Source organism: Amycolatopsis nalaikhensis, assembly GCF_030264295.1.
GTDB classification, from domain to species: Bacteria; Actinomycetota; Actinomycetes; order Mycobacteriales; family Pseudonocardiaceae; genus Amycolatopsis; species Amycolatopsis nalaikhensis.
Genome location: NZ_CP127173.1, coordinates 3,678,003 through 3,703,138 on the forward strand (window position 1 = coordinate 3,678,003; position 25,136 = coordinate 3,703,138).

The 25,136-nt window shown below is 72.2% G+C and carries 25 protein-coding genes and 1 pseudogene; 17 read left to right on the forward strand and 9 right to left on the reverse strand.

Going from position 1 to position 25,136, the window contains the following annotated elements; all coding sequences use genetic code 11:
* The first annotated feature begins 133 nt into the window (after positions 1-133).
* The 6 genes and pseudogenes from QP939_RS18260 to QP939_RS52200 all read left to right on the forward strand — a co-directional run bounded on the left by QP939_RS18260 (position 134) and on the right by QP939_RS52200 (position 6,918).
* Positions 134-3,284 (forward strand): annotated as a pseudogene (locus QP939_RS18260) (sensor histidine kinase).
* 20 nt (positions 3,285-3,304) lie between these two features.
* The gene (locus QP939_RS18265) at positions 3,305-3,766 is read left to right on the forward strand and encodes a roadblock/LC7 domain-containing protein (protein ID WP_285459778.1); all 462 of its coding nucleotides are present in this window, start codon (positions 3,305-3,307) and stop codon (positions 3,764-3,766) included.
* A 25-nt stretch (positions 3,767-3,791) separates the two neighbouring features.
* Complete coding sequence (locus tag QP939_RS18270) at positions 3,792-4,571, forward strand: DUF742 domain-containing protein (RefSeq protein ID WP_285457987.1); 780 nt, start codon at positions 3,792-3,794, stop codon at positions 4,569-4,571.
* The gene (locus QP939_RS18275) at positions 4,552-5,160 is read left to right on the forward strand and encodes a GTP-binding protein (RefSeq protein WP_003085371.1); all 609 of its coding nucleotides are present in this window, start codon (positions 4,552-4,554) and stop codon (positions 5,158-5,160) included. Before QP939_RS18270 ends, QP939_RS18275 begins: the two co-directional genes overlap by 20 nt.
* 402 nt (positions 5,161-5,562) lie before the next feature.
* A complete protein-coding gene (locus QP939_RS18280) occupies positions 5,563-5,985 on the forward strand; it encodes a roadblock/LC7 domain-containing protein (RefSeq protein WP_285457988.1) in 423 nt (140 codons plus the stop codon).
* A 345-nt stretch (positions 5,986-6,330) separates the two neighbouring features.
* Positions 6,331-6,918: a DUF742 domain-containing protein gene (locus tag QP939_RS52200; RefSeq protein WP_414641916.1), complete on the forward strand. Its 588-nt coding sequence runs from the start codon at positions 6,331-6,333 to the stop codon at positions 6,916-6,918.
* 71 nt (positions 6,919-6,989) lie between these two features.
* Here the strand turns inward: QP939_RS52200 and QP939_RS18290 are convergent, their stop codons facing one another.
* Complete coding sequence (locus QP939_RS18290) at positions 6,990-9,227, reverse strand: helicase-associated domain-containing protein (RefSeq protein ID WP_285457990.1); 2,238 nt, start codon at positions 9,225-9,227, stop codon at positions 6,990-6,992.
* 89 nt (positions 9,228-9,316) lie between these two features.
* Here QP939_RS18290 and QP939_RS18295 point away from each other — a divergent pair, with 89 nt between their 5' ends.
* Positions 9,317-9,502: a hypothetical protein gene (locus QP939_RS18295; protein ID WP_285459779.1), complete on the forward strand. Its 186-nt coding sequence runs from the start codon at positions 9,317-9,319 to the stop codon at positions 9,500-9,502.
* A gap of 99 nt (positions 9,503-9,601) precedes the next feature.
* Positions 9,602-10,993: an NAD-dependent malic enzyme gene (locus QP939_RS18300; RefSeq protein WP_285457991.1), complete on the forward strand. Its 1,392-nt coding sequence runs from the start codon at positions 9,602-9,604 to the stop codon at positions 10,991-10,993.
* Here the strand turns inward: QP939_RS18300 and QP939_RS18305 are convergent.
* Genes QP939_RS18305 through QP939_RS18315 form a run of 3 tightly spaced genes read right to left on the reverse strand, consistent with a single transcriptional unit; the run spans position 10,990 to position 12,793 of the window.
* Positions 10,990-12,282, reverse strand: a complete 1,293-nt coding sequence (locus QP939_RS18305) for an MFS transporter (protein ID WP_285457992.1) — start codon at positions 12,280-12,282, stop codon at positions 10,990-10,992. The genes QP939_RS18300 and QP939_RS18305 overlap by 4 nt on opposite strands.
* On the reverse strand, positions 12,279-12,626 hold the full coding sequence (locus tag QP939_RS18310; RefSeq protein ID WP_285457993.1) for a VOC family protein: 348 nt from the start codon (positions 12,624-12,626) through the stop codon (positions 12,279-12,281). The genes QP939_RS18305 and QP939_RS18310 overlap by 4 nt, the downstream gene beginning before the upstream one ends.
* Complete coding sequence (locus tag QP939_RS18315; protein WP_285457994.1) at positions 12,623-12,793, reverse strand: CopG family transcriptional regulator; 171 nt, start codon at positions 12,791-12,793, stop codon at positions 12,623-12,625. Before QP939_RS18315 ends, QP939_RS18310 begins: the two co-directional genes overlap by 4 nt.
* An 88-nt stretch (positions 12,794-12,881) precedes the next feature.
* Between QP939_RS18315 and moaC the strand changes: the two genes are divergently transcribed.
* Both moaC and QP939_RS18325 read left to right on the forward strand, forming a co-directional pair.
* Positions 12,882-13,352 carry a cyclic pyranopterin monophosphate synthase MoaC gene (gene moaC / locus QP939_RS18320; RefSeq protein WP_086852742.1) on the forward strand — a complete coding sequence of 157 codons (471 nt, stop codon included), beginning with the start codon at positions 12,882-12,884 and terminating at the stop codon, positions 13,350-13,352.
* Positions 13,349-14,269: a molybdenum cofactor biosynthesis protein MoaE gene (locus QP939_RS18325; protein ID WP_285457995.1), complete on the forward strand. Its 921-nt coding sequence runs from the start codon at positions 13,349-13,351 to the stop codon at positions 14,267-14,269. Before moaC ends, QP939_RS18325 begins: the two co-directional genes overlap by 4 nt.
* On the opposite strand, the gene QP939_RS18330 is transcribed toward QP939_RS18325, so the two are convergent.
* Positions 14,256-14,696, reverse strand: a complete 441-nt coding sequence (locus QP939_RS18330) for a nitroreductase/quinone reductase family protein (protein WP_285457996.1) — start codon at positions 14,694-14,696, stop codon at positions 14,256-14,258. The genes QP939_RS18325 and QP939_RS18330 overlap by 14 nt on opposite strands.
* A 56-nt stretch (positions 14,697-14,752) precedes the next feature.
* Between QP939_RS18330 and QP939_RS18335 the strand changes: the two genes are divergently transcribed.
* Positions 14,753-15,208, forward strand: a complete 456-nt coding sequence (locus tag QP939_RS18335) for a MarR family winged helix-turn-helix transcriptional regulator (protein WP_285457997.1) — start codon at positions 14,753-14,755, stop codon at positions 15,206-15,208.
* Between the two features lie 296 nt (positions 15,209-15,504).
* On the opposite strand, the gene QP939_RS18340 is transcribed toward QP939_RS18335, so the two are convergent.
* The 3 genes from QP939_RS18340 to moaA all read right to left on the reverse strand — a co-directional run bounded on the left by QP939_RS18340 (position 15,505) and on the right by moaA (position 18,425).
* Positions 15,505-16,128, reverse strand: coding sequence for a LysM peptidoglycan-binding domain-containing protein (locus QP939_RS18340; protein WP_285457998.1), 624 nt, complete (start codon positions 16,126-16,128; stop codon positions 15,505-15,507).
* A gap of 1,027 nt (positions 16,129-17,155) precedes the next feature.
* Positions 17,156-17,416 carry a MoaD/ThiS family protein gene (locus QP939_RS18345; RefSeq protein WP_285457999.1) on the reverse strand — a complete coding sequence of 87 codons (261 nt, stop codon included), beginning with the start codon at positions 17,414-17,416 and terminating at the stop codon, positions 17,156-17,158.
* A 1-nt stretch (position 17,417) separates the two neighbouring features.
* Positions 17,418-18,425 carry a GTP 3',8-cyclase MoaA gene (gene moaA / locus QP939_RS18350; protein WP_285458000.1) on the reverse strand — a complete coding sequence of 336 codons (1,008 nt, stop codon included), beginning with the start codon at positions 18,423-18,425 and terminating at the stop codon, positions 17,418-17,420.
* A gap of 153 nt (positions 18,426-18,578) precedes the next feature.
* Here moaA and QP939_RS18355 point away from each other — a divergent pair, with 153 nt between their 5' ends.
* From QP939_RS18355 to QP939_RS18375, 5 genes are read left to right on the forward strand one after another with little or no spacing between them, the layout of a single operon-like run.
* Positions 18,579-19,058 (forward strand): MarR family winged helix-turn-helix transcriptional regulator, encoded by a 480-nt coding sequence (locus tag QP939_RS18355; RefSeq protein WP_285458001.1) that lies wholly within the window; start codon positions 18,579-18,581, stop codon positions 19,056-19,058.
* Positions 19,059-19,091: 33 nt separating this feature from the next.
* Positions 19,092-19,496, forward strand: a complete 405-nt coding sequence (locus QP939_RS18360) for a TOBE domain-containing protein (RefSeq protein ID WP_285458002.1) — start codon at positions 19,092-19,094, stop codon at positions 19,494-19,496.
* 59 nt (positions 19,497-19,555) lie between these two features.
* A complete protein-coding gene (modA, locus tag QP939_RS18365; protein WP_285458003.1) occupies positions 19,556-20,362 on the forward strand; it encodes a molybdate ABC transporter substrate-binding protein in 807 nt (268 codons plus the stop codon).
* Between the two features lie 58 nt (positions 20,363-20,420).
* Positions 20,421-21,188: an ABC transporter permease gene (locus QP939_RS18370; protein WP_285459780.1), complete on the forward strand. Its 768-nt coding sequence runs from the start codon at positions 20,421-20,423 to the stop codon at positions 21,186-21,188.
* Entirely contained in the window at positions 21,185-22,252 is a 1,068-nt protein-coding gene (locus QP939_RS18375) for a sulfate/molybdate ABC transporter ATP-binding protein (protein WP_285458004.1), read from the forward strand. The genes QP939_RS18370 and QP939_RS18375 overlap by 4 nt, the downstream gene beginning before the upstream one ends.
* Before the next feature lie 95 nt (positions 22,253-22,347).
* On the opposite strand, the gene QP939_RS18380 is transcribed toward QP939_RS18375, so the two are convergent.
* Positions 22,348-24,129 (reverse strand): multicopper oxidase family protein, encoded by a 1,782-nt coding sequence (locus tag QP939_RS18380; protein WP_285458005.1) that lies wholly within the window; start codon positions 24,127-24,129, stop codon positions 22,348-22,350.
* Between the two features lie 192 nt (positions 24,130-24,321).
* Between QP939_RS18380 and QP939_RS18385 the strand changes: the two genes are divergently transcribed.
* Positions 24,322-25,116, forward strand: a complete 795-nt coding sequence (locus tag QP939_RS18385) for an HAD-IIA family hydrolase (RefSeq protein WP_285458006.1) — start codon at positions 24,322-24,324, stop codon at positions 25,114-25,116.
* Positions 25,117-25,136: the final 20 nt, after the last annotated feature.

Here is a 25,136-nt window from a genome sequence, read left to right on the forward strand (position 1 = left end):
TCAGGGACCCCCAGGGCCCACACCGAAGACGATCTTTTCACCCGTACGGGTAGCGTCTCGCGCTGGGCTCCTCCCGATCGGCCGGGCTGCCGGCGCGCCGGGAGTGTGCAGACGAGTGGCTGAGGAGAACGCGATGCGCCCTGGCGGGCGCTGGACCGACCAGGGTTTCACGAGCACGGACGATGATGGTGGTGCGGCGGTGCCGAATGAAGACACCGCGGGGGTAGGAGGGGCCCCTGCGCAGCAACCCGGAGCAGCGGCTCCGGGCCGGAAGGCCGGGTTGTTCTCCGGCATGCGCGACTGGCGCCTGCGGTCCAAGCTGGCCGCGGTCCTGATCATCCCGACCCTGACCGCGGCGGTGCTGGGGGCACTGCGCGTGGTCGACGACGCCCGCGAGGCGGCGGAGTTCCAGCGGACGGCCGACCAGGTCGCCTTCGCCGTCAAGGTCACCACGGTGGTCCACGAGCTGCAGAACGAGCGCTCGCTGGCCGTCGCGCGGATCTCGTCCGGCAACTCGCTGCTGCAGACCGGGCTCGACGCGCAGATCGCCAAGGTCGACCGCGAAGTGCTGGACCTGCGCGGCGCGGCGGACACCCTCAACTACGACGACCAGGCGACCAAGGACCGGTACCGGCGCGGTATCCAGCGCCTGGACGCCCTGCGCCCGCTGCGGGCGGCGTTCAACACCGCGAACGGCCTGCCCGACATCACGGTGATGACGGCCTACTCGGGCATCCTGGACTCGCTCATCGAGCTGGGCCGTGAGGTCACCACCGCGGTCACCGACCGGGACGTGCTGCGGCTCGGCACGAGCACGCAGGCGATCAGCGAGGCCAAGGAGTTCACCACCCGCTCCGACGCCGAGCTGCAGATCGCCGCGTTCCGCGGCAGCTTCCCCGGCGACCTCCTGGACCAGACGCGCGCGTCGGCCTCCAGTGCGGACGCCTCCGTCCAGGCCTTCCTCGCGAACGCCGACGACGACCAGCGCCAGCTCTACAACGACACCTACTCCGGCCCGGAGGTCGACGACCGCCGCCGGATCCAGACCGCGGCGTTCGCCTTCGCCCAGCAGGGTGACGCCCCGAGCATCGACACGACGGCGCTCGGCAAGGACAGCACCGTGTCGGCCGACAAGCTGCACGCGGTCGAGTCGAACCTGCTGGCCCAGCTCAAGACGCGCGCCGACGACCTCGCCACGGCGGCGGTCAACTCGGCGTGGGTCGGCGGTGCCGTGGTGCTCGCCGCGCTGGCCGCCGCGATCGCGCTGATGCTCGTCGTCGCCCGCCTGATGCTGCGCCCGCTGCGGGTGCTGCGGAAGAGCGCGCTGGACGTCGCCTACACGCGGCTGCCCGAGACCGTGCAGGCGATCCTGGACGACCCGGACCCGGTCGGCGCCTCGAAGAAGGCCGTCCAGCCGGTGCCCGTCACCTCCCGCGACGAGATCGGCGAGGTCGCGCGGTCGTTCGACATCGTCCACGAGCAGGCCGTCAAGATGGCCGCCGAGCAGGCCCTCCTGCGCGAGAACGTCAACGGCATCTTCGTGAACCTCTCCCGGCGGTCGCAGCGGCTGGTGGAACGCCAGCTCGGCGTCATCGACCGGCTCGAGGCCGACGAGCAGGACCCGGACCACTTGGCCAGCCTGTTCGAGCTTCGACCACCTCGCGACGCGGCTGCGGCGCAACGGTGAGTCTCTGCTGGTGCTCTCCGGCGCCGGCCTGGCGAAGTCGGTGCCCAAGCCGGTGCCCGCCGCCGACGTCATCGGCGCCGCGGTGTCGGAGATCGAGCAGTACGCCCGGATCGAGGTCGGCATCGTGCCCGACGTCGCGGTCCAGGGCCTGGCGATCCACGACCTCGTGCACGTCCTCGCCGAGCTGCTCGACAACGCGACCTACTTCTCCGAGCCGGAGACGAAGGTCATCGTGCGGGCCGTGGTGACCCGCCGCAAGGCGCTCGCCATCCAGGTCACCGACCACGGTGTCGGCATGAGCGAGGAGCGGCTGGCCGAGGTCAACGCGCGCCTGGCCGAGCCGCCGGACCTGGACGTCTCGGTGACCCGGCGAATGGGCCTGTACGTGGTTTCGCGGCTGGCCAAGCGCCACGGCATCGAGGTCCGGCTGCGCGAGAACGAGGACATCGAAGGCGGCGTGATCGCCCGCGTCGTCGTCCCGGCCGAGCTGCTCACCCAGCTCCGCCCGGGCATGCAGCGGCAGACCCCGCCGCCGGCGAACCGCTCCGAGACGTCGATGTCGCTGCCGAGCATCCCGCTCCCGTCGGCGCCGTCGGACTTCGAGCAGACGCGCTCGCACGCCCCGGTGCCGCCGGCGCCGACGCCACCCCCTCCGCCGCCGCCCCCGGCCCCGCCGGCGCACGAGCCGGTGGCGAACCAGGGCGGGCTGGTCCCGCTCGACCAGCCGATCAGCCTGGACGACCTGGTCAGCGGCGGCCGCGCGGCGGGCCCGTTCCTGTCGCCCGAGCTGCCCAAGCCCGAGACGCCGGCCTGGCCGACCGCCGAGGACCTGGCCCCGCTGACGCCGTCGGCGAACGGCGACGGAGCCAGCTCGGGTGCCGGCGACACCCGGTTCGCGCCGCTGGTGCTGCCCAAGCGCGAGCCCAAGTTCGTCCCGCCGGAAGAGCCGCCCCCGCCTCCGCCGCCCGCGGAGGAGGTCGGCCAGTCGGCTCTCGAAGACGATGTACCCACCCGGCGGCTGCCCATCTACCAGTCGGTGCTGTCACGCTGGTTCAGTGAGGGCGACGACGCGGCCGCCGACCCGGTGGCCCCGCAGGCGGAGGGCGACGACCCGAACCTGCCGCCGCTCACCGGCTCCGACGAGCCCGCGGCCCAGCCCGCCGAGCCCGTCGAGCAGGCGGACGACCTGCGGCCGACCGCGGCGACGCGGCACCCGCTCCTCCCGCCCGACGACGGCTGGCACAGCGCCTCCGACGACGGCTGGCAGGCGGCGCAGTCGCTGCTGGAGTCCAAGAACGAGGAGATCACCCCGGCCGGGCTGCCCAAGCGCATCCCGAACGCCTACCTGGTGCCGGGGTCGATCAACAGCCAGACGCCCGAGGCCCCGGCCCAGAACAACTTCGCGGACGCGACCGCCGGCATGCCCGGAACGGGTGCGATCACCCGCTCGGCGTCCGCGGCGCGGAGCCGGATGGCAAGCTTCCAGCGTGGCTACACCTCGGGACGGCACGCGTTGAAGGAACGCCCGGCCGAAGAGAGGCTGGAAGGCAGTGGGGTTCCGATGGGTGGCAACACCACAGACAGCAGTGAGGAGTGAAAGTGACACGGGCGGGTGCAATGCAGCCGGGTGGCGCCGCGCAGCCGAACGGCCAGGCGCAGGCGAAGGCGGGTAGTGCCGGCAGCTTCGCTTGGCTGATCACGGATTTCGTGCACCGGGTGCCCGGCGCGGCCCACGCGGTCGTGGTGTCGGCCGACGGCCTGCTCCTGGCGGCCTCGCGTGGTCTGCCGAAGGACCGGGCGGACCAGCTGGCCGCCGTGGCGTCGGGGCTCACCAGCCTCGCGCGCGGCGCGGCCAAGGTGTTCGAGGGCGGCACGGTGGCGCAGACCGTGGTCGAGATGGCCAACGGCTTCCTCTTCCTCATGTCGGTTTCCGACGGTTCCTGTCTGGCCGTGCTGGGGTCGCCGGAGAGCGACATCGGCCTGGTGGTCTACGAGATGACCCTGCTGGTGGAACGGGTCGGCCAGCAGCTGACCCCGGAGATGCGGGCGCAACTGCAGGGCGCGGCCGTCCGCCGCTGAGGACCAGGGAACCGAGGAGAGAGCCGTGGACGACGGGCGCTTGAGGGGTGATGGCCGGCTCGGTGACGACTTCTCCGGCGGGTGGTCCGAGCAACCGGACGACGGCCGGGAGGACTGGCAGTCGTTCCGGGACCGCGTGGACCGCGAATGGCGGTCGCGGCGGGTGCAGGCTTCCGACAGCGACCCCGTGCGGGAGCCGCCGAACTGGCTCACCGACAGCAACGCGGGGCAGGAGCCGATCCGGCCGATCGCCGGCGGCGAGTACCGCGACCGCCTGCTGGGCGGGCCGGGTGCGGAGCTGTTCGGCGGGTCGAGCGGGCCGCTGTACGACGCGCGCGACTTCGCCGCGTACAGCACCGAACGCGACTTCGGGGCGTCGGGCCCGGACTCCGGGGAACTCGCCGCGGCCCTGCCGCAGCAGGCTCACCAGGAGTACGTCGACGCGCCGCCGCCGACCGAGATGGAGACGTCCGGCCTGGTCCGGCCGTACTTCCGGACGCGGGGCCGGACGAAGGCGACGCTCGACCTGGCCATCGAGGCGTTGATCTCGACCAGCGAACAGGGCCGGATGCTCGACCGGGTCCGGGTGCCCGAGCACCGGTCGATCTGCGACCTGTGCCTCGACACCCGGTCGGTGGCCGAGGTGGCGGCGCTGCTGCGGCTGCCGCTCGGCGTGGTGCGGGTGTTGATTGGTGACGTGGCGGGCCTCGGGCTGGTGCTGGTGCACTCCAGCAACCAGACGGTGGGCGACCGCCCGAGTATCGAGTTCATGGAAAGGGTGCTCAGTGGGCTTCGGAGAATTTGACTCCGACGCGAACGCGCCGCAGGTGACGGGTCCGACCTCGTCGGCCAAGATCGTGGTCGCCGGCGGGTTCGGTTCGGGGAAGACAACTTTGGTCGGGGCGATCTCCGAGATCGACCCGCTGACCACCGAGGCCATGATGACCGAGGCGAGCGTCGGGCACGACGACACCTCGGCCACGCCCAACAAGACCACCACCACGGTGGCCATGGACTTCGGGCGCATCTCGCTGGACTCGGACCTGGTGCTCTACGTCTTCGGCACGCCGGGTCAGCACCGGTTCTGGTTCATGTGGGACGACCTCGCGGTCGGCGCCATCGGCGCGGTCGTGCTGGTGGACACGCGGCGGCTCGCCGACGCGTTCCCCTCGATCGACTTCTTCGAGAACCGGAAGCTGCCCTACGTCGTGGCCATCAACTGCTTCGACCGGCTGCTGCACCACCAGATCGAGGACGTCCGGCACGCGCTGACCATCGCGCCGTCGGTCCCGATCATGGCGTGCGACGCGCGCGAGCGCGAGTCGGCCAAGCAGGTGCTGATCTCGGTCGTCCAGCACGCGATCGCGCACGATACGGCGTTACGCGCGGGCTAGCCGATGACGCCCCGAACCGGATGCGGCCGTTGGAGTGAACTCCGCGTGCTTCACCCACTTCGGGGAGTGGCGTCGCCGTCCGGAGCAGTGACCGGTCACCCCGGTCCGGGCGCGAGATCGGCGGCGGCACCCGTCCCGATCACCGGCACCGGTGCTGACCAGCGTCGATCGCGGGCCTCCTCGGGCCGCGAACGACGTCGCGGGGCATGCCACGGACGGGTGGCGTGTTCCGGGTCGGCGCGGAGCGCACCCGTGCGCGCACGTAGGGTGCGCAGCGGTCGGCCGGTGGTGGACTCGACACCACCGGCGGTGCGAATACGCTTTAGCGTGGCGACGTCGACCGGTCGTGCCGTCCACCCCGGTGTGCGGCGCGCGGCGCCGCACGAGCGAGGAGGGGAAGTAGTGACGGCTTCCGGCCAGCAGCAGGGCACGTTCGGCTGGCTCATCACGGACTTCGTGCGCCGCGTGCCCGGCGCCGCGCACGCCGTTCTGGTGTCCGCCGACGGGCTGCTCCTGGCGCCGTCGGAAGGGCTGCCGCAGGAGCGGGCCGAGCAGCTGTCCGCGGTCGCGTCCGGGCTGATCAGCCTGACGCAGGGGGCCGCGCGCTGCTTCGAGGCGGGCGGCGTCAACCAGACCGTGGTGGAGATGGAGCGCGGCTACTTGTTTCTGATGTCCGTTTCGGACGGTTCGTCGCTGGCCGTGCTGGCCGCGCCGACGTGCGACATCGGCACGGTCGCCTACGAGATGACCCTGCTCGTCGAGCGCGTCGGCCAGCAGATCACCCCCGAGCTGCGCGCGCAGCTCCAGGGCGGCGTGCGTGGGTAGGGCGAGATGAGGATTTCGGGATTCGACGATCCGGACTCCAGCGGCTGGGACGCACTGCACCGCGGCACCGAGCGCGAGAGTTTCGATTCGCCCAGCAAGTTCGACATGTCGACGCTGTCGATGATCATGCCCAAGCGGAAGCCGTCGCGGCCGAAGCCGGACCCGCAGGGCTACACCGACGAGGACACCCGCGAGTGGGGCTCGTCGGCGGACGACGAGGACTACCGGCGTCCCGAGTACGCCGACGACGGCTACCCGCGGTCGCCGGAGTACGCCCAAGAGGGCTACGACCCGGCCGAGCTGGAGTGGCAGGACGAAGAGACGTACGCGCCGGAGCCCCCGGCGCTGGAGCCGGCGTGGACGCCCCCGCGCGGCGCGCGCCAGCCGGCCCCGCCCCGCCCGCCCGCCCCGCGGCCCCCGGTGTCCCGGCCCCCGGCGGCGCCCCCGCCGTCCTGGGCCCCGCCACTGGACCCGCGCACCGGCTGGACCCCGCCGCCGGACCCGGAGACCCGCTGGATTCCCCAGCCGGAGCCGTGGGAGGAGCCGGCCTGGGCCGAGCCCGCCCGCGTCGCGAGCCCGGTACCGGTGGCGTCGGCGGGCTCCCGTGTCCGCCCGTACACCCGCACCGGCGGCCGCACGCGTTCCGACCACAACCTGGCCCTGGAGGCCCTGGTCTCGACGTCCGACGACGGCCGCCGGTACCGCGGCGTCCGGTCGGTGGAGCACCGCCGCATCTGCGACCTGTGCCTGGACACGCGGTCGGTCGCGGAGATCGCCGCGCACCTGCGGCTGCCGCTGGGCGTGGTGAAGGTGCTGGTGGGCGACATGGCCGACATCGGGCTGGTGCTGATCCACCAGACGGAGCTGATCCTCGGGGACCGCTCGTCCCGCGAGTTCATGGAGCGCGTGCTGGCGGGCCTCCGCGCGCTCTGACCCGTCGGGCGGTCTTGAATGAGTCATTCAGGACCTCCGACGACCTGAATGAGTCATTCAAGACGTTCGGGTCAGTCCTCCACGAGCGCCGCGGACGTGATGCGGTGCAGGGAGTACCGCTCGTTGTTGTCGCCTTCGAGGATGCCGCCGCCGACGCGCACCGGCCGGACCACGCGCTGGCTGGCCGTGCCGCGGGAGTCGACGAAGCCGATCCACACCTCGCGGCGCTCCAGCGTTGCCCGGGACAGCAGTTCCAGCGTCGCCGACGTGTCCGCGCCGCCGCCGACCGGGGCCCGCACCGCCGAGCCGCGGCGCCGGGCCGAAGCCGCGTCGCCCGCCCGCAGGTTCGACACGATCCGGGCCGCCTGGTCCGGCGTCAGCACCGCCTGCTCGCCCGGGCTGCGCCGCGCCGCTCGCGCCTTCGCCGGCAACCGCCGTCCGCCCGGGCGGAGGTCGACGACCCGGCCGTCCGGACCCTCGGCCGCCGGGGCGAACCCCGCCGCGCGCAGCCCGGCGAGGACCTCGTGCAGCGGGTCCGGGCTGATCACCACGGTCGGCGCGATCAGCCGCAGGTCGTGCTCGGCCGCGACCGGGTTGGCCAACACTTCGGCCAGCAACGCCTCGTCGTCGCACCGCAGGAACGACGCCGCGACCCCGCCGCGCAGCCGTCCGTGGCGCCGGGCGACGTCGTCGACCAGGTAGCTCAGCCCCTGCGGAACGGGCGTCGCCGACTTCGCCTTGAACAGCGCGTGCAGCTCGTCCGCGGTCCGCCCGGTGTCCAGGGCGCGCCGGACCGAGGCCTCGGTGATCCGGTAGACCGTCGCGTGCCCGGCTGACTCGACGTCGGCGACCGCGGCCATCTCCGCGGCCAGCTCCGGCTCCAGCGGGCCCGGCGCGACGACCGTCAGGTCGGCCTGCAGCAGCACGTGGTCGACCGGCGCGGGCAGCGCGTCCAGGATGGCCTCGACCGCGCCGGGCCGGTCGTCGGCGAGCAGCGCGCGCGTCGCCGTCGTGACGCCGCCCAGGCCCACCAGCCCCAAGGCCGAAGCCTCGGCCATCGTCCAGCGGACCGTCTCGTCCCGCAGCCGCCCGCCGCGGCGCGGGGCCCGCCAGGCCAGCACCGCGACCAGCTCGTCGACGCTCTTCACCCCGGCGCCCTCGGGCAGGTCGGCCAGCGCGGCGAGCACCCGCCGCCGCGCGACCGGCGCCAGCGGACGGCGGAGGTCCTCCGACAGCGGCGCGATCGGCTTGTCCTTGGCGTCCCGGCCGCCGGCCAGGCCGGGCAGCCGCGGCAGCTCCAGCCACGCCTGGGCCAGCGTCATCCAGCGCTGCGCGGTCGGCGAGGCGAGCCACGAGTCGGTCAGCGTCGTCGGCACCCACTCGGGCGCGGTCGCCTCGCTGTCGGCGACGAGCCCGGCGCCCACGACCAGCTCGGCGAGCAGCGTCGCCTGCGTTTCGTCGATCTCGAGGTCCTTGGCCAGCTTCTTCAGCTCGCGCACGCCGAGGCCGCCCGACTTGAGCACCGGCGGGGGTGCCGCCGACCACGAGCGCAGCAGGGATTCGGTGTGGCGCAGGAACTCCATCGCCTCACCGGCCGCCGCGGCGTCCAAAGTGGACGGCTGGTGCGGGTGCACCGGCAGCTCGGGCTCGGTGCGCGTGCCGGGCGGGAACGCCCCGCCGCGCACGGCGATGCCGAGCTCGCGCGGCAGCTCGACGGTCTGGTCGTCGCGCCGCAGGAGCAGCCCGCGGGCCAGCAGCTTCTGCACCGGCGTCTCGGCCTTGGCGAGCGGGAGGTCCAGCCCGGCGTCGCGGGTGCGGCCGATCGGCGGGCCGGCGGCGAGCGCGTTCACCACGGCGCGTTCGTCGTCGGACAGCTCCGCGAGCCGCGCTTCGAGGTCTTCCCCGGCGAGCGACGGCGACGACGCGCCCAGCCCGGCGGGGAACGGCCCGAGCGCCTCCCGGGCCGCGGGCGGCACGCGCACCGCGTCGTCCGGGCCCCAGGCCAGCGCCCGCGCGCGCAGCCGGGCCAGCGGCGCGGTGATGTCGGTGCCGACGAGGTCGGCGAGCTCTTCGACCGGCACGGGGTCGCGGTCCGCGCCGGCCAGCAGGCAGGCTTCGAGCACGGACAGGGTGAAGGTGTCGAGGTCTTCGCAGGCGCGCGCGACCGAGCCCGGCGTGCCGGCGCGGGTGGCCAGCACCGTGCTGTCGGAGGGCGGCGGCGTGGACAGGTCGCGCCGCGTGCGGAGCAGCTCTTCGAGTGCGGCGTCGGACTCCGCGCGCAGCCAGTCCGCCAAGGAGGTCGCGGGCATAGAAGGCCAGGATACCGGGCGGTTGCGCCGGGCCGCCCGGGCTCAGGCAGACTGTCCCCGTAAGACCGAGGACGGCTGTGGAGGACGTTGTGGCCAAGGGTGAGAAGAAGCACAAGGGCGTCGACCCGACCTGGCCGGGCGAGGACGGCGAGCACCCCGTGACCGAGCTCGCGTCCGACCGCCAGGGCGCTCTGTCGCCATTCGGCGACGTCACCTTCCCGCTCGAGTCGGTGCCCTACGTGCACCCGGAGACCGAGATCAACACCCGCCCTTGACGTTACTGGTCAGTACCGGTATCGGGGCCTCGTGAGGGCGGTCACGGGAGTAGGTTCGCTCCCGTCCTGCCCGAACTTTCCCATGCGGGGGTAAGTGCCATGCCGGTTCCCGGTCCCGGATATTCGATCACCGTCCGGGTCGAGGCCCCGGCCTCGTCCACCGCGGCCGGTGACCTCACCACGGCCGTCGGGCGGGTCGGCGGCGTGCTGACCGCGTTCGACGTCGTCGAGTCCCACTCCGACTCGATCGTGGTCGACATCAGCGCCAACGCGCTGTCGGAGAACCACGCGAACGACATCACGCAGACGCTGGACTCGCTGCCCGGCGTCAAGGTCCGCAAGGTCTCCGACCGGACGTTCCTGATCCACCTCGGCGGCAAGATCGAGGTCACGCCCAAGGTCGCGCTCCGCAACCGTGACGACCTCTCCCGCGCCTACACCCCGGGTGTCGCCCGCGTCTGCCAGGCCATCGCGAACAACCCCGAGGACGCGCGCCGGCTGACCATCAAGCGCAACACCGTCGCCGTCCTTACCGACGGTTCCGCGGTGCTCGGCCTCGGCAACATCGGCCCGGCCGCCGCGCTGCCGGTGATGGAGGGCAAGGCGGCGCTGTTCAAGAAGTTCGCCGACGTCGACGCGTGGCCGGTCTGCCTGGACACCCAGGACACCGAAGAGATCATCCTCATCGCGAAGGCGCTGGCGCCGGTGTACGCGGGCATCAACCTCGAGGACATCGCCGCGCCGCGCTGCTTCGAGATCGAGAAGCGGCTGCGCGAGCAGCTCGACATCCCGGTGTTCCACGACGACCAGCACGGCACCGCGATCGTCGTCGTCGCCGCGCTGCGCAACGCCCTGCGCGTGGTCGGGAAGAACATCGAGGACTGCAAGATCGTGGTCAGCGGCGTCGGCGCGGCCGGCTCGGCGATCATCCGCCTGCTGCTGCACAAGAACCCGGGCGACATCGTCGCGGCCGACATCGACGGCATCGTCCACTCCGCGCGCGGAAACCTCGACGACAACCTCGCCTGGATCGCGTCGCACACGAACAAGCAGCAGGTCAGCGGCACCCTGCACGAGGCGCTGAACGGCGCCGATGTCTTCATCGGCGTCTCCGCGCCCAACCTGTTCGGCGCCGAGCAGGTCGCCACGATGAACAAGGACGCCGTGGTCTTCGCGCTGGCGAACCCGGACCCGGAGATCGACCCGCTGGAAGCGCAGAAGCACGCGGCCGTCGTCGCGACCGGTCGCAGCGACTTCCCGAACCAGATCAACAACGTCCTGGCCTTCCCGGGTGTCTTCCGCGGCCTGCTGGACGCGCACGCGCACAACATCGACGACTCGATGCTGCTCGCGGCGGCCGACGCGATCGCCGACGTCGTCGACAACGGCAAGCTCAACGCGTCGTTCATCGTGCCGAGCGTGTTCGACAGCGCGGTGGCGCCCGCGGTCGCCGAGGCCGTCCGGAAGGCCGTGCGCGCCGAACAGGGCTAGTCGTCGGTCGCCCTGGTCGCCGCTACCGCAGCCGCGACCAGGGCGAACCCGAACACCAAGTAAGACGCGGACAACCCGCCCGCTCCACCGGACGAGCTCAACGCGCCGCCGACCGCGCGGCCGAGGAGCTGCCCGGTGCATTCGGCCGTGATGACGGCGGTGGCCAGCTCGGTCGCGCTGAAGCCGCTCGCTCCCGCCGTCGTCGCGCGGATGTAGAGGCCGGGGTAGGCGAGCCCGACGCCGATCCCGGCCACGGCCCACGCGACGAGGGCCACGACCCATGACCCGTCCGCGAGCAGCTCGACCGCCAAGACCGTCGTGCCGAGCGCCGTCAGGCTCAACCCGGCCGCGGGCAGGCGCGGCGAGGTGAAGCGCGTGGCCAGCAGGCTGGTCACGGCCCAGGCCAGCGGAGCGGCGCTCAGGACGAGCGCCGCTTCGCCGAGGCTCACCCGGAACCCGGTCGTCAGCAGCACGGTGATCAAGCTGTCCGCGCCGAAGTAGCCGACCCCGAACAACGCCATCGCCCCGAGCGCGGCGGGCGTCCCCGGCCGGAACCGCGCGGTTCCCGCGGGCAGGAGCGCGATCATCCCGGCGACGGCGGTCACCGCCCCGGCGATCGCGAGCGGCCACCACCCTGCGCTCACCACGACGCCCGTCGCACCGAGGGGGATCAGCAACGTCCGGCCGAGCGGGCGTCGCGCCGACCGGTCGGGTGGGGCGTCGCGGACCGCGCGCACGATCAGCAGCCGTCCGAGCAGGACGAACGGCACCGGCACCAGCAACGTCCAGCGCCAGCCCACGAGGTGCTCCAGGCCGAGCGTCGCGGCCGGGCCGACCAAGGCAGGCACGAGCCACATCGCCGAGGACGCCGCGACGACCCGGGTGCGCAGCCGCTCGTCGAGGTGCCGGATCGCCGAGCCGATGCCGAACACGGCCAGCAGCCCGCTCGCGAGCCCGGTGGCGAACTGGCCCAGCGCGAACGTCCACGCCGTCCGGGCGGTGGCGGCGACGGCGAGCCCGCCGACGTAGGCGAGCATCCCGGCGGCCAGGGTGCCGCGGGTGCCCAGCCGGTCCAGGACCCGGCCGGCCAGCGGAAGAGCGACGAACAACCCCAGCGTCGAACCGGCGATCAGGAGCCCGAGGCTGCCCCGGGCGGCCAGCTCCGCGGTGACGACCGGCAGCAGGGTCGAGGCGACGAAGCCGGTGACGGCGGCCGCGAACTCGATCGCGACGATCCCCGCCGCGAGGAGGAGCGGTCCCGTCGTGCGCGCCGGCCGGCGCCCGGTCACGTGTACAGGTCGCGGTCGTACCGGTTGACTTGCACCCACACCCCGTCCGGGTCTCGCACGCGCAGCGAGTGCCCGAAGCCTTCGTCGATCACCGGTCCCGGCTCGAACCCGGCCGCCCGCAGGCGCGCGGCGACGTCCTCGAGCGGCTCATCGGCTTCGAACGCCAGCTCGCAGCGGCCCGCCTCGGCGTCGGGGGCGCGGTGGACGGCCAGCACCCCGCCGTCGGCGGGCAGCTCCACCCACCCGCCCGGCCGCGACGCCGGCCCGAGCCGCAGGCCGAGCGCCTGGAAGAACCGCGTCATCGCCGGGACGTCCGAGCTGTAGCGGATGGGCAGCACTCTCATCGCGATCGCTCCTCGCCGGTCGTCCCGCTTTGCCGCAGGTGGTTCTCGAGCGCGCGTTCGACGTACGCCGAGAGCGATTCGTCGGCGTCGACGGACGCGTGCTTCAGCCGCCGGATGAGGTCCACCGGCAGATAAACGCTGAACTGCCGCTTCTCGGCGGGAGGCATGCTCATATGCTAGCAAATGGGCATGTGGGCACCCACCGCTCGGCCGGGCCGGGGCCGCGCCGCGCGGGCCCGGAAGTAGCCTCGTCATGTGAGTGAACTCAGCCACGTGGACGAGACCGGCGCCGCCCGGATGGTCGACGTCTCCGGCAAGACCGCCACGGCGCGCACCGCGCTCGCGGCCGGCACCGTGCGGACCACCGCCGAGGTGCTCCGGCTGCTCGCCACCGACGGCCTCCCGAAGGGCGACGCGCTGGCCACCGCGCGCATCGCCGGGATCATGGGCGCCAAGCGGGTGCCCGAGCTGATCCCGCTGTGCCACCAGATCGCGCTGTCCGGGGTCAAGGTCGAGTTCACGCTCGGCGAGGCCGAGGTCGGCATCCGCGCGACGGCGAAGACCACCGACGTCACCGGCGTCGAGATGGAGGCGTTGACGGCGGTCGCGGTGGCCGGGCTGACGCTGCACGACATGATCAAGGCCGTCGACCCGGCGGCGACGCTGGACGAGGTCCGCCTGCTCCGCAAGGACGGCGGCAAGACCGGGACCTGGGAGCGGCCGTGAAGCGCACCGCACGCGTGATCGTGGCGTCCAACCGCGCCGCGAAGGGCGTCTACGAGGACAAGACGGGCCCGGTGATCGTCGCCTGGCTGACCGACCGCGGCTACGACGTGCCGGCGCCGGTCGTCGTCGAGGACGGCGACCCGGTGGGCGTCGCGCTGCGGGCCGCCCTGGCCGACGAGGTCGCGGTGGTGCTGACCACGGGCGGCACGGGCATCTCGCCGACCGACCGCACGCCGGACGTCACGCGCGCGGTCCTGGACCACGAGCTGCCGGGTGTCGCGGACGCGATCCGCGCGGCCGGGCTGCCGAAGGTGCCGACGGCGGTCCTCTCGCGCGGCGTCGCGGGCGTGGCGGGCCGGACCCTGGTGGTGAACCTGCCGGGCTCCAGCGGCGGCGTGAAGGACGGCTTGGGGGTGCTCGCCGACATCCTGGACCACGCGGTCGACCAGCTCGCGGGCGGCGACCACCCGCGTGCCCCGGTCGCGGCGCCGTCCGTGCGGGTGGCGCGGGCATTGGTGACCGAGGAGACCCTCTCGGTCGAGGAGCACGCGCGCCTGGTGGAGGACGACGCGGCGGGCGCGGTGGTGACGTTCGCCGGGGTGGTCCGCGACCACGACGGCGGCAAGGGCGTCCGCGACCTGACGTACGAGGGCCACCCGAGCGCGGGCCAGGTGATCAACGACGTGCTCGCGGACCTGTCGGCGCGCTGGCAGGGCGTCCGCGCGGTGGCGGTGAGCCACCGGATCGGGCACCTGGCGATCGGGGACGTGGCGCTGGCGTGCGCGGTCGCGGCCGAGCACCGCGGGCAGGCGTTCTCGGCGTGTTCGGACCTGGTGGACGAGGTGAAGGCGCGGCTGCCGGTCTGGAAGCACCAGCACTTCACCGACGGCACGGACGAGTGGGTCAACTCGCCCTGATCCGGAAGACGGCGACGCGGTCGGCGGCCGCGGCGAACTCGTCCGGATCGGCCCGGCTGACGAGGCCGAGCTTGACGAACATCGGCACCCCGTGCGGTACCTCGCGCGGGAAGGCCCGCATGACGTCGACGCGGGTCTGTTGTTCGCGGACTTCTTCGAGGGTGACGGCCTGCTTGCGGCGCCCGTGGGCGAGTTCACCTCGCCCGGCGGCCCGGACGTTGCGCGCCCAGTCGCCGTCGGGAAGCCCGGCGATGACGTAGCGCTGTCCGTCGACGGTGAGCGGCGAGACGGGCGTGGGCCGCGGAGCCCCCGAGCGGCGGCCGGGGACGGTGAGGACGTGGATGGTGCCGAGCCGCAGGCCCAGCCGCGTCAGGAAGCGGACGACCCGGTTGGCGGGCCGGAGCCAGCGAGGCAACGCGGTGACCATGGCGACGATTCCTTTCGACGATCGAAATACTTTGTCGCCAAGGTAGACTCTTTCGAGTGTCGAAGCAATCAGTGGTCACCGAGGCAACCCAGGCGGCAGCGGCGTTCGGCGCGGCGAACGACGTGGTCGACGAGGCCGCGGCGGCGGCGTTCGGGGTGAACCGCACGGACCTGCGGATCCTCGGCCTGGTGTCGGCGGCGGGCACGCTTACGGCGGGCGGCTTGGCGGAGAAGGCGGGGTTGAGCCCGGCGGCGACTACGACGGCGATCCAGCGGTTGACCAAGGCGGGGCATTTGACGCGCCGGACCGATGCGGAGGACCGCCGTCGGGCGGTGGTGGAGCTGACCCCGGCGGCCGCGGAGCTGCTGGAGGAGATCTACGCGCCGATCGAGCGGGCCGGGCGGGCGTTGCTCGAGGAGTACTCGGCTGAGCAGCTCGAGTTGGTTATCGAGGTGCTGCGGAAGGGCGAGCGGATGCAGCTGGCGGAGGCGGAGCGCATCCGCGCCCGCTGAGAGGCACAGGCGGGCCTCGCGGCTGGGCGACGAGGTGGGGCCGGCGCGGGCGGCTCTGAGCGCGCCTCAGCGCCATTGGGCGACTGGCGTGCCGCCGCGGCGCCTGGCTGCTCGTGGCGCAGCAGCGGCCGCGCTGGCGGCTTGCTGGTCGCCCGGCCGTCAACCGCACTTTCGAGCGGCCTCTGCGTCCAGTCGTCCGGCGGTACGCGCGAACCCCTCCACCGCCCGGGGGATCGGCGGTGGAGGGGTTCGGGTGTCACGGCTCGAGGCCGGACCTGCGCATCAGAGCGCGATCGTCACTTGGTGGCGATCTTCTGGCCGACGAGGATCAGGTCCGCGTTCGGGATGTACTTCGCGTTCAGCTCCTGCAGCTTCTGGTAGCCGCCCTGGACGTTGAACTGCTTGGCGATCTTGGACAGCGTGTCGCCCGCCACGACGGTGTAGTCACCGGCCGGGTTGGAGCTGCTCACGCCGGTCGCCGCCGGGGCCGCCGCCGGCTTCGGGGCGGTCGTGCTCTTCTTCGGGGTCACCTTCTTGGTGGTGGTCTTGCCGGTGGCCTTGGGGGCCGACGAACCGCCGCCCTTCTTGCCACAGACCGGCCACGCGCCGATGCCCTGGCCCTGCAGGACGCGCTCGGCCACGGCGATCTGCTGCTCGCGGGACGCGTTCTGCGGGCTGCCGGTGCCGCCGTAGGCCTTCCAGGTGCTCTGCGTGAACTGCAGGCCGCCGTAGTAGCCGTTGCCGGTGCTGGTGCTCCAGTTGCCGCCGCTCTCGCACTGCGCGATCGCGTCCCAGTTCGTCGCCGACGCGGGGGTCGCGGCGATCGCGAGGGGAGCGCCGACCGCGATGCCCGCGATGGCGACGCGAGCGACGGTGCGGGTGGCAGCGGACATCTTGCGGTGCTTGCCTCGGTAAGACATCTGAATGCTTCTCGGTTTTCCTGCGCCTACGAGCTGGTGCTGAGGGTCAGGATCGGGGTCCTGGCGCCGACCGTCTCAGATCGGCGGGCGAGTCCGACGCACGGCGCGTCTTCGTCGTCCCCTCGTCCCTGTCCGGAAATGCTTTCGCTCGGGGTATGGGTCCGGGGATCCGTCGGACAGGGCTAGGCGCTACGGATTCCCGGTGTTGCTCGGCTGGTCGGGGCCAACCGAAAAGCGACGGTACGTAACGAGAGCCGTGATCGGAAATTATTCGGGGCGTGACCTACGTCACAGTAACAGCACGCAACCCCGGTCGATGCGGGTGTTTGCGCAGTTCAGAGGGCCGTTATCTGCCCGTTTCCTTGCCGAGATAAAACACGGATCGTGAGGCTTGCATCACGTGTTTTGCGTAGCGAATGGACCATTCGCGTCGCCGGGAGAGCGATTGAAGCGCGCATCTTATGACGCCCGGCGGGACCGCGCCAGACTTGACAATCGTGCCTCATGTACCCCTTGAGTCACACCAGTCCCACCTGTTAGTGGGGTTTGGCACCACGGCCGGAGACGGCGTGACCACAGACCGCACTGCCGAAGCACCACGCACCGCGATCGACCAGGCGAAACGGGTCACCGGATGGCGTTGCGGACGGCTGGGTTCAGCCTCCCGCGAACAGCCGGAATCGGTGAGACGCCACGCCGAGGCCGCGAAAAGGGGTCGGCGAGCGGTCGGCCGCCGTACTCGAACGGTCGCCGCATATAGGGGACGGCGAAGTCGCCTGCCTGGATGGGCGGCATGCGCGGCTGAGGCATGGGGGGCGAGTCGAGCGTGGTTGGAGACCCTCGCGCGCGGATTAGAGGGCTCGCGCGCGGGTTGAGCGACCGACACGCCGGTCCCGGAAGCGAGAGGCCGACACGCCGCACTAGCGGGCGAGAGGTCGCGACACGCCGATCAAGCGGCCAACCCGCCGCGACACGCCGATCAGGCCGGGCAACCCGGCACCGACGGCCACAAAGACCAGAAGCGGGCTCAGCCCCCGGCGAAGGGCGGCAGCACGTCCAGCTCAGCGCCGTCCGTCAAGGCCCGGCCCAGATCCCGCACGGCAACCCCGTCGAGCAGGTAGCTGACCGCATCGAGAATCCGCGGCAACCCGTCCGGATGCAGCCGCCGCAGCTCGGCGACCGCGTCGGCCACCGTCGCGCCCGCCGCCAGCTGGACCTTCTCCTCTTCCAGCCCCGCCGCGGCCCGCGCCGCCGCGAAGTAGCGGACCACGATCGTCACGCTCGTCATCTCAACCGCCGATCGCGCTCATCGGCCGGATCGGCTGCGCGAACCCGGCGTCGTTGATCTCGTGGCCGGCGAGCTTGCCCCACATCGTGGCCCGCCACGCGTCCGCCACCTCCTCATCGCGCGCGCCCGCGCGCACGAGGGACCGCAGATCCGTCTCGTCGTTGCTGAACAGGCACGACCGCACCGCGCCGTCCGCCGTCAGGCGCGTGCGCTCGCAGGCCGCGCAGAACGGCCTCGTCACCGACGCGATCACGCCCACGTCGCCGGGGCCGCCGTCGACCAGCCAGCGCTCCGCCGGCGCGCCACCTCGCGCCACCGGGAACGGCGTCAGCGTGAACTCCGCCTCCAGCATCGCCAGGATCTCCGCCGCGGTGATCATCTCGCCGCGGTTCCAGCCGTGCTGGGCGTCCAGCGGCATCTGCTCGATGAACCGCAGGTGGTAGCCCTCGGCGAGGCAGAACTTCAGCAGCGGCACGGCTTCGGCCTCGTTCACGCCGCGCATCAGCACGGCGTTGACCTTCACCGGCGCCATCCCGGCGTCCCGCGCCGCGGCCAGCCCGGCCAGCACGTGCGAGAGCCGGTCGCGGCGGGTGATCTTCTTGAACATCTCGGGGTCGACCGTGTCGAGCGAGACGTTGATCCGGTTCAGCCCGGCCGCCGCGAGCCCGGCCGCGCGCTTCGCGAGGCCGATCCCGTTGGTCGTCATGGAGACCTTGGGTCGCGGCTGAAGCGCCGTGATCCGCGCGACGAGGTCCTCGAGCCCCGGCCGCAGCAGGGGTTCGCCGCCGGTGAGCCGGATGTCGGTCACGCCGAGCATCTCGACGGCGATCCGTATCAAGCGGACCAGCTCGTCGTCGGTGAGCACCTGCTCGCCCGGCATCCAGTCGAGGCCCTCCGCGGGCATGCAGTAGGTGCAGCGCAGGTTGCACCGGTCCGTGAGGGAAACCCGCAGATCGGTGGCCACCCGGCCGAAGGTGTCGATGAGGTGCGGGTTCTCGGGCCTGGGCACGCGAGATGACCCTCGTGTGCCGGGGACGCGAGGAAACCCGAGATCCACTGCCGTCATTACGCACAGAGTAGCTCGCGAACGCGCGAACTCACTGTTCCGAGTAGGATACTTTGACGAGTAAGTGGTTCAGCAGCCGAACTAACGCGAGGACCTGTGACGGACAAGGGCTACCCGGTCACCGAAGAGGAGATGGTCCGCTTCGCGGAATTGGGTCGCGAAGGCAGCACGCTCACCGTCCTGCGGCACGCCAGGATCGCCGAGCGGATGGGCCTGTCCGGCACCGACCACAAGACGTTCGACCTGGTGGGCCAGGCCGACGGTCCGCTCACCGCCGGCCGGATCGCCGAGCTCACGGGCCTGTCCACCGGCGCGGTCACCGGCGTCATCGACCGGCTGGAGAAGGTCGGGCTGGTCCGCCGCGTCCGCGACCCCGAAGACCGGCGCAAGGTGCTCGTCGAGGTCGTCCCGGGTGCCGCAGACCGCTTCGCGCCGCTCTTCCAGTCGGCCTTCGACGACCTCCGCGAGATGCTCGCGCAGTTCTCGCCGGCCGAGCGGAAAGTCATCGAGCGTTATCAGAATGTCATGCTCGAACAGCTGCGCGCGGAGATCATGGACAATTCGCGCCCCGCGTAGCTTTTCCTCAACTGCGGAGATAATGTCTCGGGCATGCCGCAATTTCGGTTGTCCGAGGCCGCGCGCCTGCTCGGAGTCAGTGACGACACCGTCCGGAGGTGGGTGCGCGCGGGGCAGCTGACCGCCACCGACGACGCCGCCGGCCGCAAGGTCGTGGACGGCGCCCAGCTGGCCGGGTTCGCGCGGGCGCAGGCCGCCGGTCCCGACGACCCCTCGTCGGTCGGCCGCTCCGCGCGCAATAGGTTCGTCGGGCTGGTCACCGAGGTCATCGCCGACAAGGTGATGGCTCAGGTGGAACTGCAGTGCGGGGCGCACCGCGTGGTGTCCCTGATGAGTACGGAAGCCGTCCGCGAGCTGGGCCTGCGCCCGGGGGTGCTCGCGGTGGCGGTGGTCAAAGCGACCACTGTCGTGGTGGAGACACCGGAAGGAAGTAGATGAAGAAGCTCGCTTTTCAGGGGTTCGGGTGGCGAAGCCCCCGACCCGGGGCGAAGCCCCGGATGTCACAGCTCGCTCTCGTCGTCGCGGCCGTCGCCCTGTTCGCGGGTGCGTGCAGCAGCTCGGACGAGCCCAGCACGCAGCCCGGCGCGTCGGTCACCGCGCCCGCGCCCAAGGGGGCCGGGAACGCCGGCGGCGGCACGCTGACCGTGTTCGCCGCCGCCTCGCTCACCGAGTCGTTCACCGCGCTCGGCAAGGAGTTCGAGGCCCAGCACTCCGGCGTGACCGTGAAGTTCAGCTTCGCGGGCTCGTCGACGCTCGTGCAGCAGCTGACCAACGGCGCGAAGGCCGACGTCTTCGCCGCCGCGGACCAGGCCACCATGGACAAGGCGAACCAGGGCGGGGTGATCGACGGCCAGGCGACGGTGTTCGCGACGAACAAGCTGGCCATCGCCGTCGCGCCGGGCAACCCCAAGGGCATCAAGTCCTTCGCCGACCTCAACAAGGCCGGGCTGAACGTCGTGACCTGCGCGCCGCAGGTGCCGTGCGGCGCGGCGGCCAAGAAGGTCGAGCAGAGCGCCGGCGTCACGCTCAAGCCGAAGAGCGAGGAGCAGGACGTCAAGCAGGTGCTGAACAAGGTCGTGTCCGGTGACGCCGACGCGGGCCTGGTCTACGTCACCGACGCCACCGCCGCCGGGGACAAGGTGCAGAAGGTCGACTTCCCGGAGGCCCAGCAGGCGGTCAACAGCTACCCGATCGCCGCGGTCAAGGGCGGCCAGGCCGACCTGGCGCACCAGTTCGAGCAGTTCGTCCTGGGTACCGAGGGGCGCACCGAGCTGACGAAGGCCGGGTTCGGCTCTGCGCAGTAAGCGGTCGCCGGGTGGCCGGCCGGGACTCGCCCCGGCCGGCCACTCGCGCGTCCCGTGGATCCTCGCCGTGCCCGCCACGCTGGCGCTGGCGCTGGTGGTGCTGCCGGTCGTCGGGCTGGTGGTGCGGACCGACCTCACCCGGCTGCCGGGCCTGATCGCGACGCCGTCGTCGTGGCACGCGCTGCGGCTGTCGCTGCTCACGGCCGGGCTGTCCACCGTGGCCTGCGTGCTGCTCGGGGTGCCGCTGGCCGTCGTGCTCGCGCGGGCCCGGTTCCGCGGGGTCCGGCTGCTGCGCTCGGTCGTGCTGCTGCCACTGGTGCTGCCGCCGGTCGTCGGCGGCCTCGCCCTGCTCTACCTGCTCGGCCGCAAGGGCTTCCTCGGCGTGCTGATCACGACGCTGACCGGGGAGAGCGTCCCGTTCACCACGACGGCGGTCGTCATCGCGCAGACGTTCGTCGCGATGCCGTTCCTCGTGGTCAGCCTGGAAGGCGCGCTGCGCAACGCCGGTGACCGCTACGAGCAGGTCGCCGCGACGCTCGGCGCGCGCCCGTGGACCGTGTTCCGCCGGGTCACCCTGCCGCTGCTGCTGCCCGCGCTCGGCTCCGGCGTCGTGCTCAGCTTCGCCCGCGCGCTCGGCGAGTTCGGCGCGACGATCACCTTCGCGGGCAGCCTCGAAGACGTCACGCGCACGCTGCCGCTCGAGGTCTACACGCAGGCCGAAGTGGACGTCGACAGCGCGGTGGCGCTCGCCCTGCTGCTGATCGTCGTCGCGATCGTCGTCATCGCCGTCGCGCGGCCGCGCTCGTGGGAAGGCGGCCTCCGGTGAGCCTCGCCGCCCGGATCAGCGCCGTGCGCGGCTCGTTCCACCTCGACGTCGACCTCGACGTGCCGGCCGGGCACGTGCTGGCGCTGCTCGGCCCGAACGGCTCCGGCAAGTCGACGGTCCTCGGCTGCCTCGCCGGGCTCCTCACGCCGGCGTCGGCGGAGATCACGGTGGCCGGGCGCGCCTTGGCGAGCGTGCCGCCGCACCGCCGCGGCATCGGGCTGCTGTCCCAGGACGCGCTGCTCTTCCCGCACTTGTCCGCGGCGGACAACGTCGCCTTCTCGCCGCGCTCGACCGGCGCCGGGCGCCGCGCCGCGCGGGAGCGCGCCTTCTACTGGCTGGCCGAGGTGGACGCCGTTTCGCTCGCCGACCGGCGGCCGGGGCAGCTGTCCGGCGGGCAGGCCCAGCGCGTCGCGATCGCCAGGGCGCTGGCCGCCGAGCCGGACCTGCTGCTGCTCGACGAGCCGTTCGCCGCGCTCGACGTCGACGCCGCGCCCGCGATCCGCGGCCTGCTGCGGCGGGTGCTCAAGACCGGCCCGACGACCGTGCTCGTCACGCACGACCCCCTCGACGCACTCGCGCTGGCGGACCACGTCGCGGTGATGAACGGCGGCCGCGTCGTCGAACGCGGCCCGACGCGCGAAGTGCTCTCCGCGCCGCGGACAGCGTTCACCGCGCGGATCGCCGGGCTCAACCTGGTCGCCGGCACGGCGGTGCCGGAAGGGCTGCGGACGGTGTCCGGCGAGGTGGTCAGCGGGATCCCGGCGGACGACGTCGTGCCGGGCGAACCCGCGGTGGCGGTGTTCCCGCCGAACGCGGTGGCGGTCTACCCGCACGACGGCGACCACCGCGGCAGCCCGCGCAACACAGCCGACGGCGTCGTCGCGGCCCTGGAGCCGCACGGCCCGGTGATCCGCGTCCGCGCCGAAGGCGAGGGCTGGGCGCACGGCCTCACGGCCGACCTCACGCCCGCCGCGGTGGCCGAGCTGGCCCTGGAGCCCGGCTCGGCGATAACGCTCTCGGTGAAGGCGGCAACGGTGTCGATCCACCCGGCCGCGGCCACCTGACCCAAGCGCCCCAAGGCCACATTGGTTGCGTCAGACGCACCCAAGGCGGCCTTCGTTGCGTCTGACGCACCGAAGGCCACATTGGGGCGCTTGGGTCAGGCGTCGTGGTGGTGGCCGCCGCCCGGGTGGACGTGGAACTTCGCCACCTCCGGCGGGTGCACCACGAACGGCCGCATCATGCCCTCGTCCTCGTGGTCGAGGATGTGGCAGTGGTACATGAACTCGCCGGTACCGCCGCCGAACTGCCCGGCCACGCTCACCCACTGGCCGGGGTTCACGATGATCGTGTCCTTCCAGCCCTCCTCGTACTTCTCCAGCGGGACGTCGGTGAAGCCGTCGATCGGCGCGGTCGTCCGCTCCGTCGGCTGGTCGAACGTCGTGGTGAAGCTCCGCCGGGACAGCGCCTGGAACTCGGTCAGGTGGATGTGGATCGGGTGCGCGGGCCCGCCGTTCGCGACGTGCAGGATGTTCCACACCGCCCACCGGTCGTGGTCGATGAAGATGCCGGTGGTGTCGTCGAAGATCCGGCCGATCATCCGGAACGTCTTCAGGCCGCCGTTCGGGTCCTGCAGCTGGATGACGCCCGGGCCGCCCGGGTCCGCGTCGACCTGCTCGAGGTCCCACATCTCGGGATGGCCGTCCTTGTTGAGCAGCAGGGCGATCCAGACGTGGTCGTGGTCCTCCGGCAGCGTCGTGCCGTGCTTCAGCCGGAGGTAGGACCGCGAGATCTGTTCCGGCAGCTGGAACGGGTCGTGCTTCGCGCGGCCGTCGACGCGGAACTCCATCAGGTCAGGCTCGATTCCGCCCAGCCGCGGGTCGGCGTTGCGCAGCTTCAGCTTCTGGCCCTTGAAGCGGCTGAAGTCGACGAGCACGTCGAACCGCTCGGCCGGGGCGACGGTGAGTCCCGCCGTCGGCAGCTCGGTCGGCGCGGGCAGCAGGCCGCCGTCGGTGCCGATCAGGCGGACGGCGTCGTTCACCGGCACGTTGTTCTCGTCGACCAGGTTGAGCGTGTAGAACCGCGAGTTGGCCGCGTTGAGCAGCCGGAAGCGGTACCACCGGGCGTCGACGTCGAGGTGCGGCCAGATCACGCCGTTGACCAGGTTGAACGGGCCGGAGAACGGGATCATCGGGCCGTTCGGCACCACCGGGACCTTGAACAGCAGCTGCCCCGTGAGCGCGCCGGTCGCCGGGTCGGTGTCGAGGTTGCGGTCGGTGATGATCAGCGGGATCTCGCGGTCGCCGTGGGGCAGGTCGAGCTCGTCCTCTTCGTCGTCGCGGATCAGGTACATCCCGGCCAGGCCGGTGTGGACGTTGAAGCGCGTGATCGCCATCGCGTGGTCGTGGTACCAGAGCGGCATGGCCGGCTGGCGGTTCTGGTACTCGGCCAGCTGCGACGTGCCCTTGAGGCCGGCGTTGTGCGCCCAGCCGTCGTTGCCCGCGTTGGTGCGGGCGCCGTGGAGGTGCACGACCGTCCACGACGGCAGGTCGGCGACGCCCTCGATGAGCGAGTAGCCCGGCCGGTCGAGCTCGCGACCGGGGCGGCTGGTCGGCGCGTCGGCGACCGGGCCCTGAACGGCCACGAGCGGGAACTCGCCGTCGATTTCGTTCGACCACGAAATCCGCAGCTGCTTACCGCTGCGCACTTCGATCGTCGGACCCGGGAAATGGCCCGCGTACGTCCACAACGTACTTTGGGGCAATTCCGAGTGCAGCTTCTGGCGCTTCGCGATCATCGGAATGGTGATCATGTCCTGGCCCCACCACGAATGCGGCCGCAGCACCGGCGGAATCCGTAGTGGGTCGAGGAACTTGGTGAGACCCCAGTTCGGGCCGGTGATCGGCCCGGCGGCGACCGGGCGCTCGATGATTTCGGTCATGCGTTATCCCCCTTCGCGTTCGGGGGCAGGACGAATTGCGCGACGGCGATTGTGCCGTGCGCGACGAAAAGTATTCCCCCGAACCCCCTCGGTGACCGGGAACGCGACTCCCCTCGCGATACCGGCAATTGACACTGTAGCCCTTTTACGCGGAGATCGCAGGGGGTCTCGCGCGCGTGATAGGTTCCGCCCATGAACGAACGCCGGTGGACGTACCTCTCCGACATGGACGGCGTCCTGGTGAAGGAGGAGCACCTCGTCCCGGGGGCCGACGAGTTCCTCGCCGAGCTCAAGGCGAACGGCATCGACTTCCTGGTGCTGACGAACAACTCGATCTACACCCCGCGCGACCTGCGGGCCCGGCTGGAGCGCACCGGGCTCGACATCCCGGAGGAGTCGATCTGGACGTCGGCGCTGGCGACGGCGAAGTTCCTCTCGTCGCAGCGGCCGAACGGCTCGGCGTTCGTCATCGGCGAAGCGGGCCTGACGACAGCGCTGCACGAGGTCGGCTACGTGCTGACCGAGCGCGACCCGGACTACGTCGTGCTCGGCGAGACTCGCACGTACAGCTTCAGCGCCATCACGCGCGCGATCCGGCTGATCGAGGGTGGCGCGAAGTTCATCGCCACCAACCCGGACGCGACCGGCCCGAGCATCGAGGGCTCGATGCCGGCCACCGGGTCCGTCGCGGCGCTGATCGAGAAGGCCACCGGGCGCTCGCCGTACTACGTCGGCAAGCCGAACCCGCTGATGATGCGCTCGGCGCTGCGCCGCCTCGGCGCGCACTCGGAGTCGACACTGATGATCGGCGACCGGATGGACACCGACGTGCACTCGGGCATCGAGGCCGGGCTGCAGACCATCCTCGTGCTCACCGGCATATCCACCCGGGAGTCGGCCGAACGCTATCCGTACCGGCCCACACTGGTGATCGACTCGATCGCTGACCTGATCGGGCGGACCCAGGACCCGTTCGGCGAAGGCTGACCACCGGCCGAGCGGGAGCA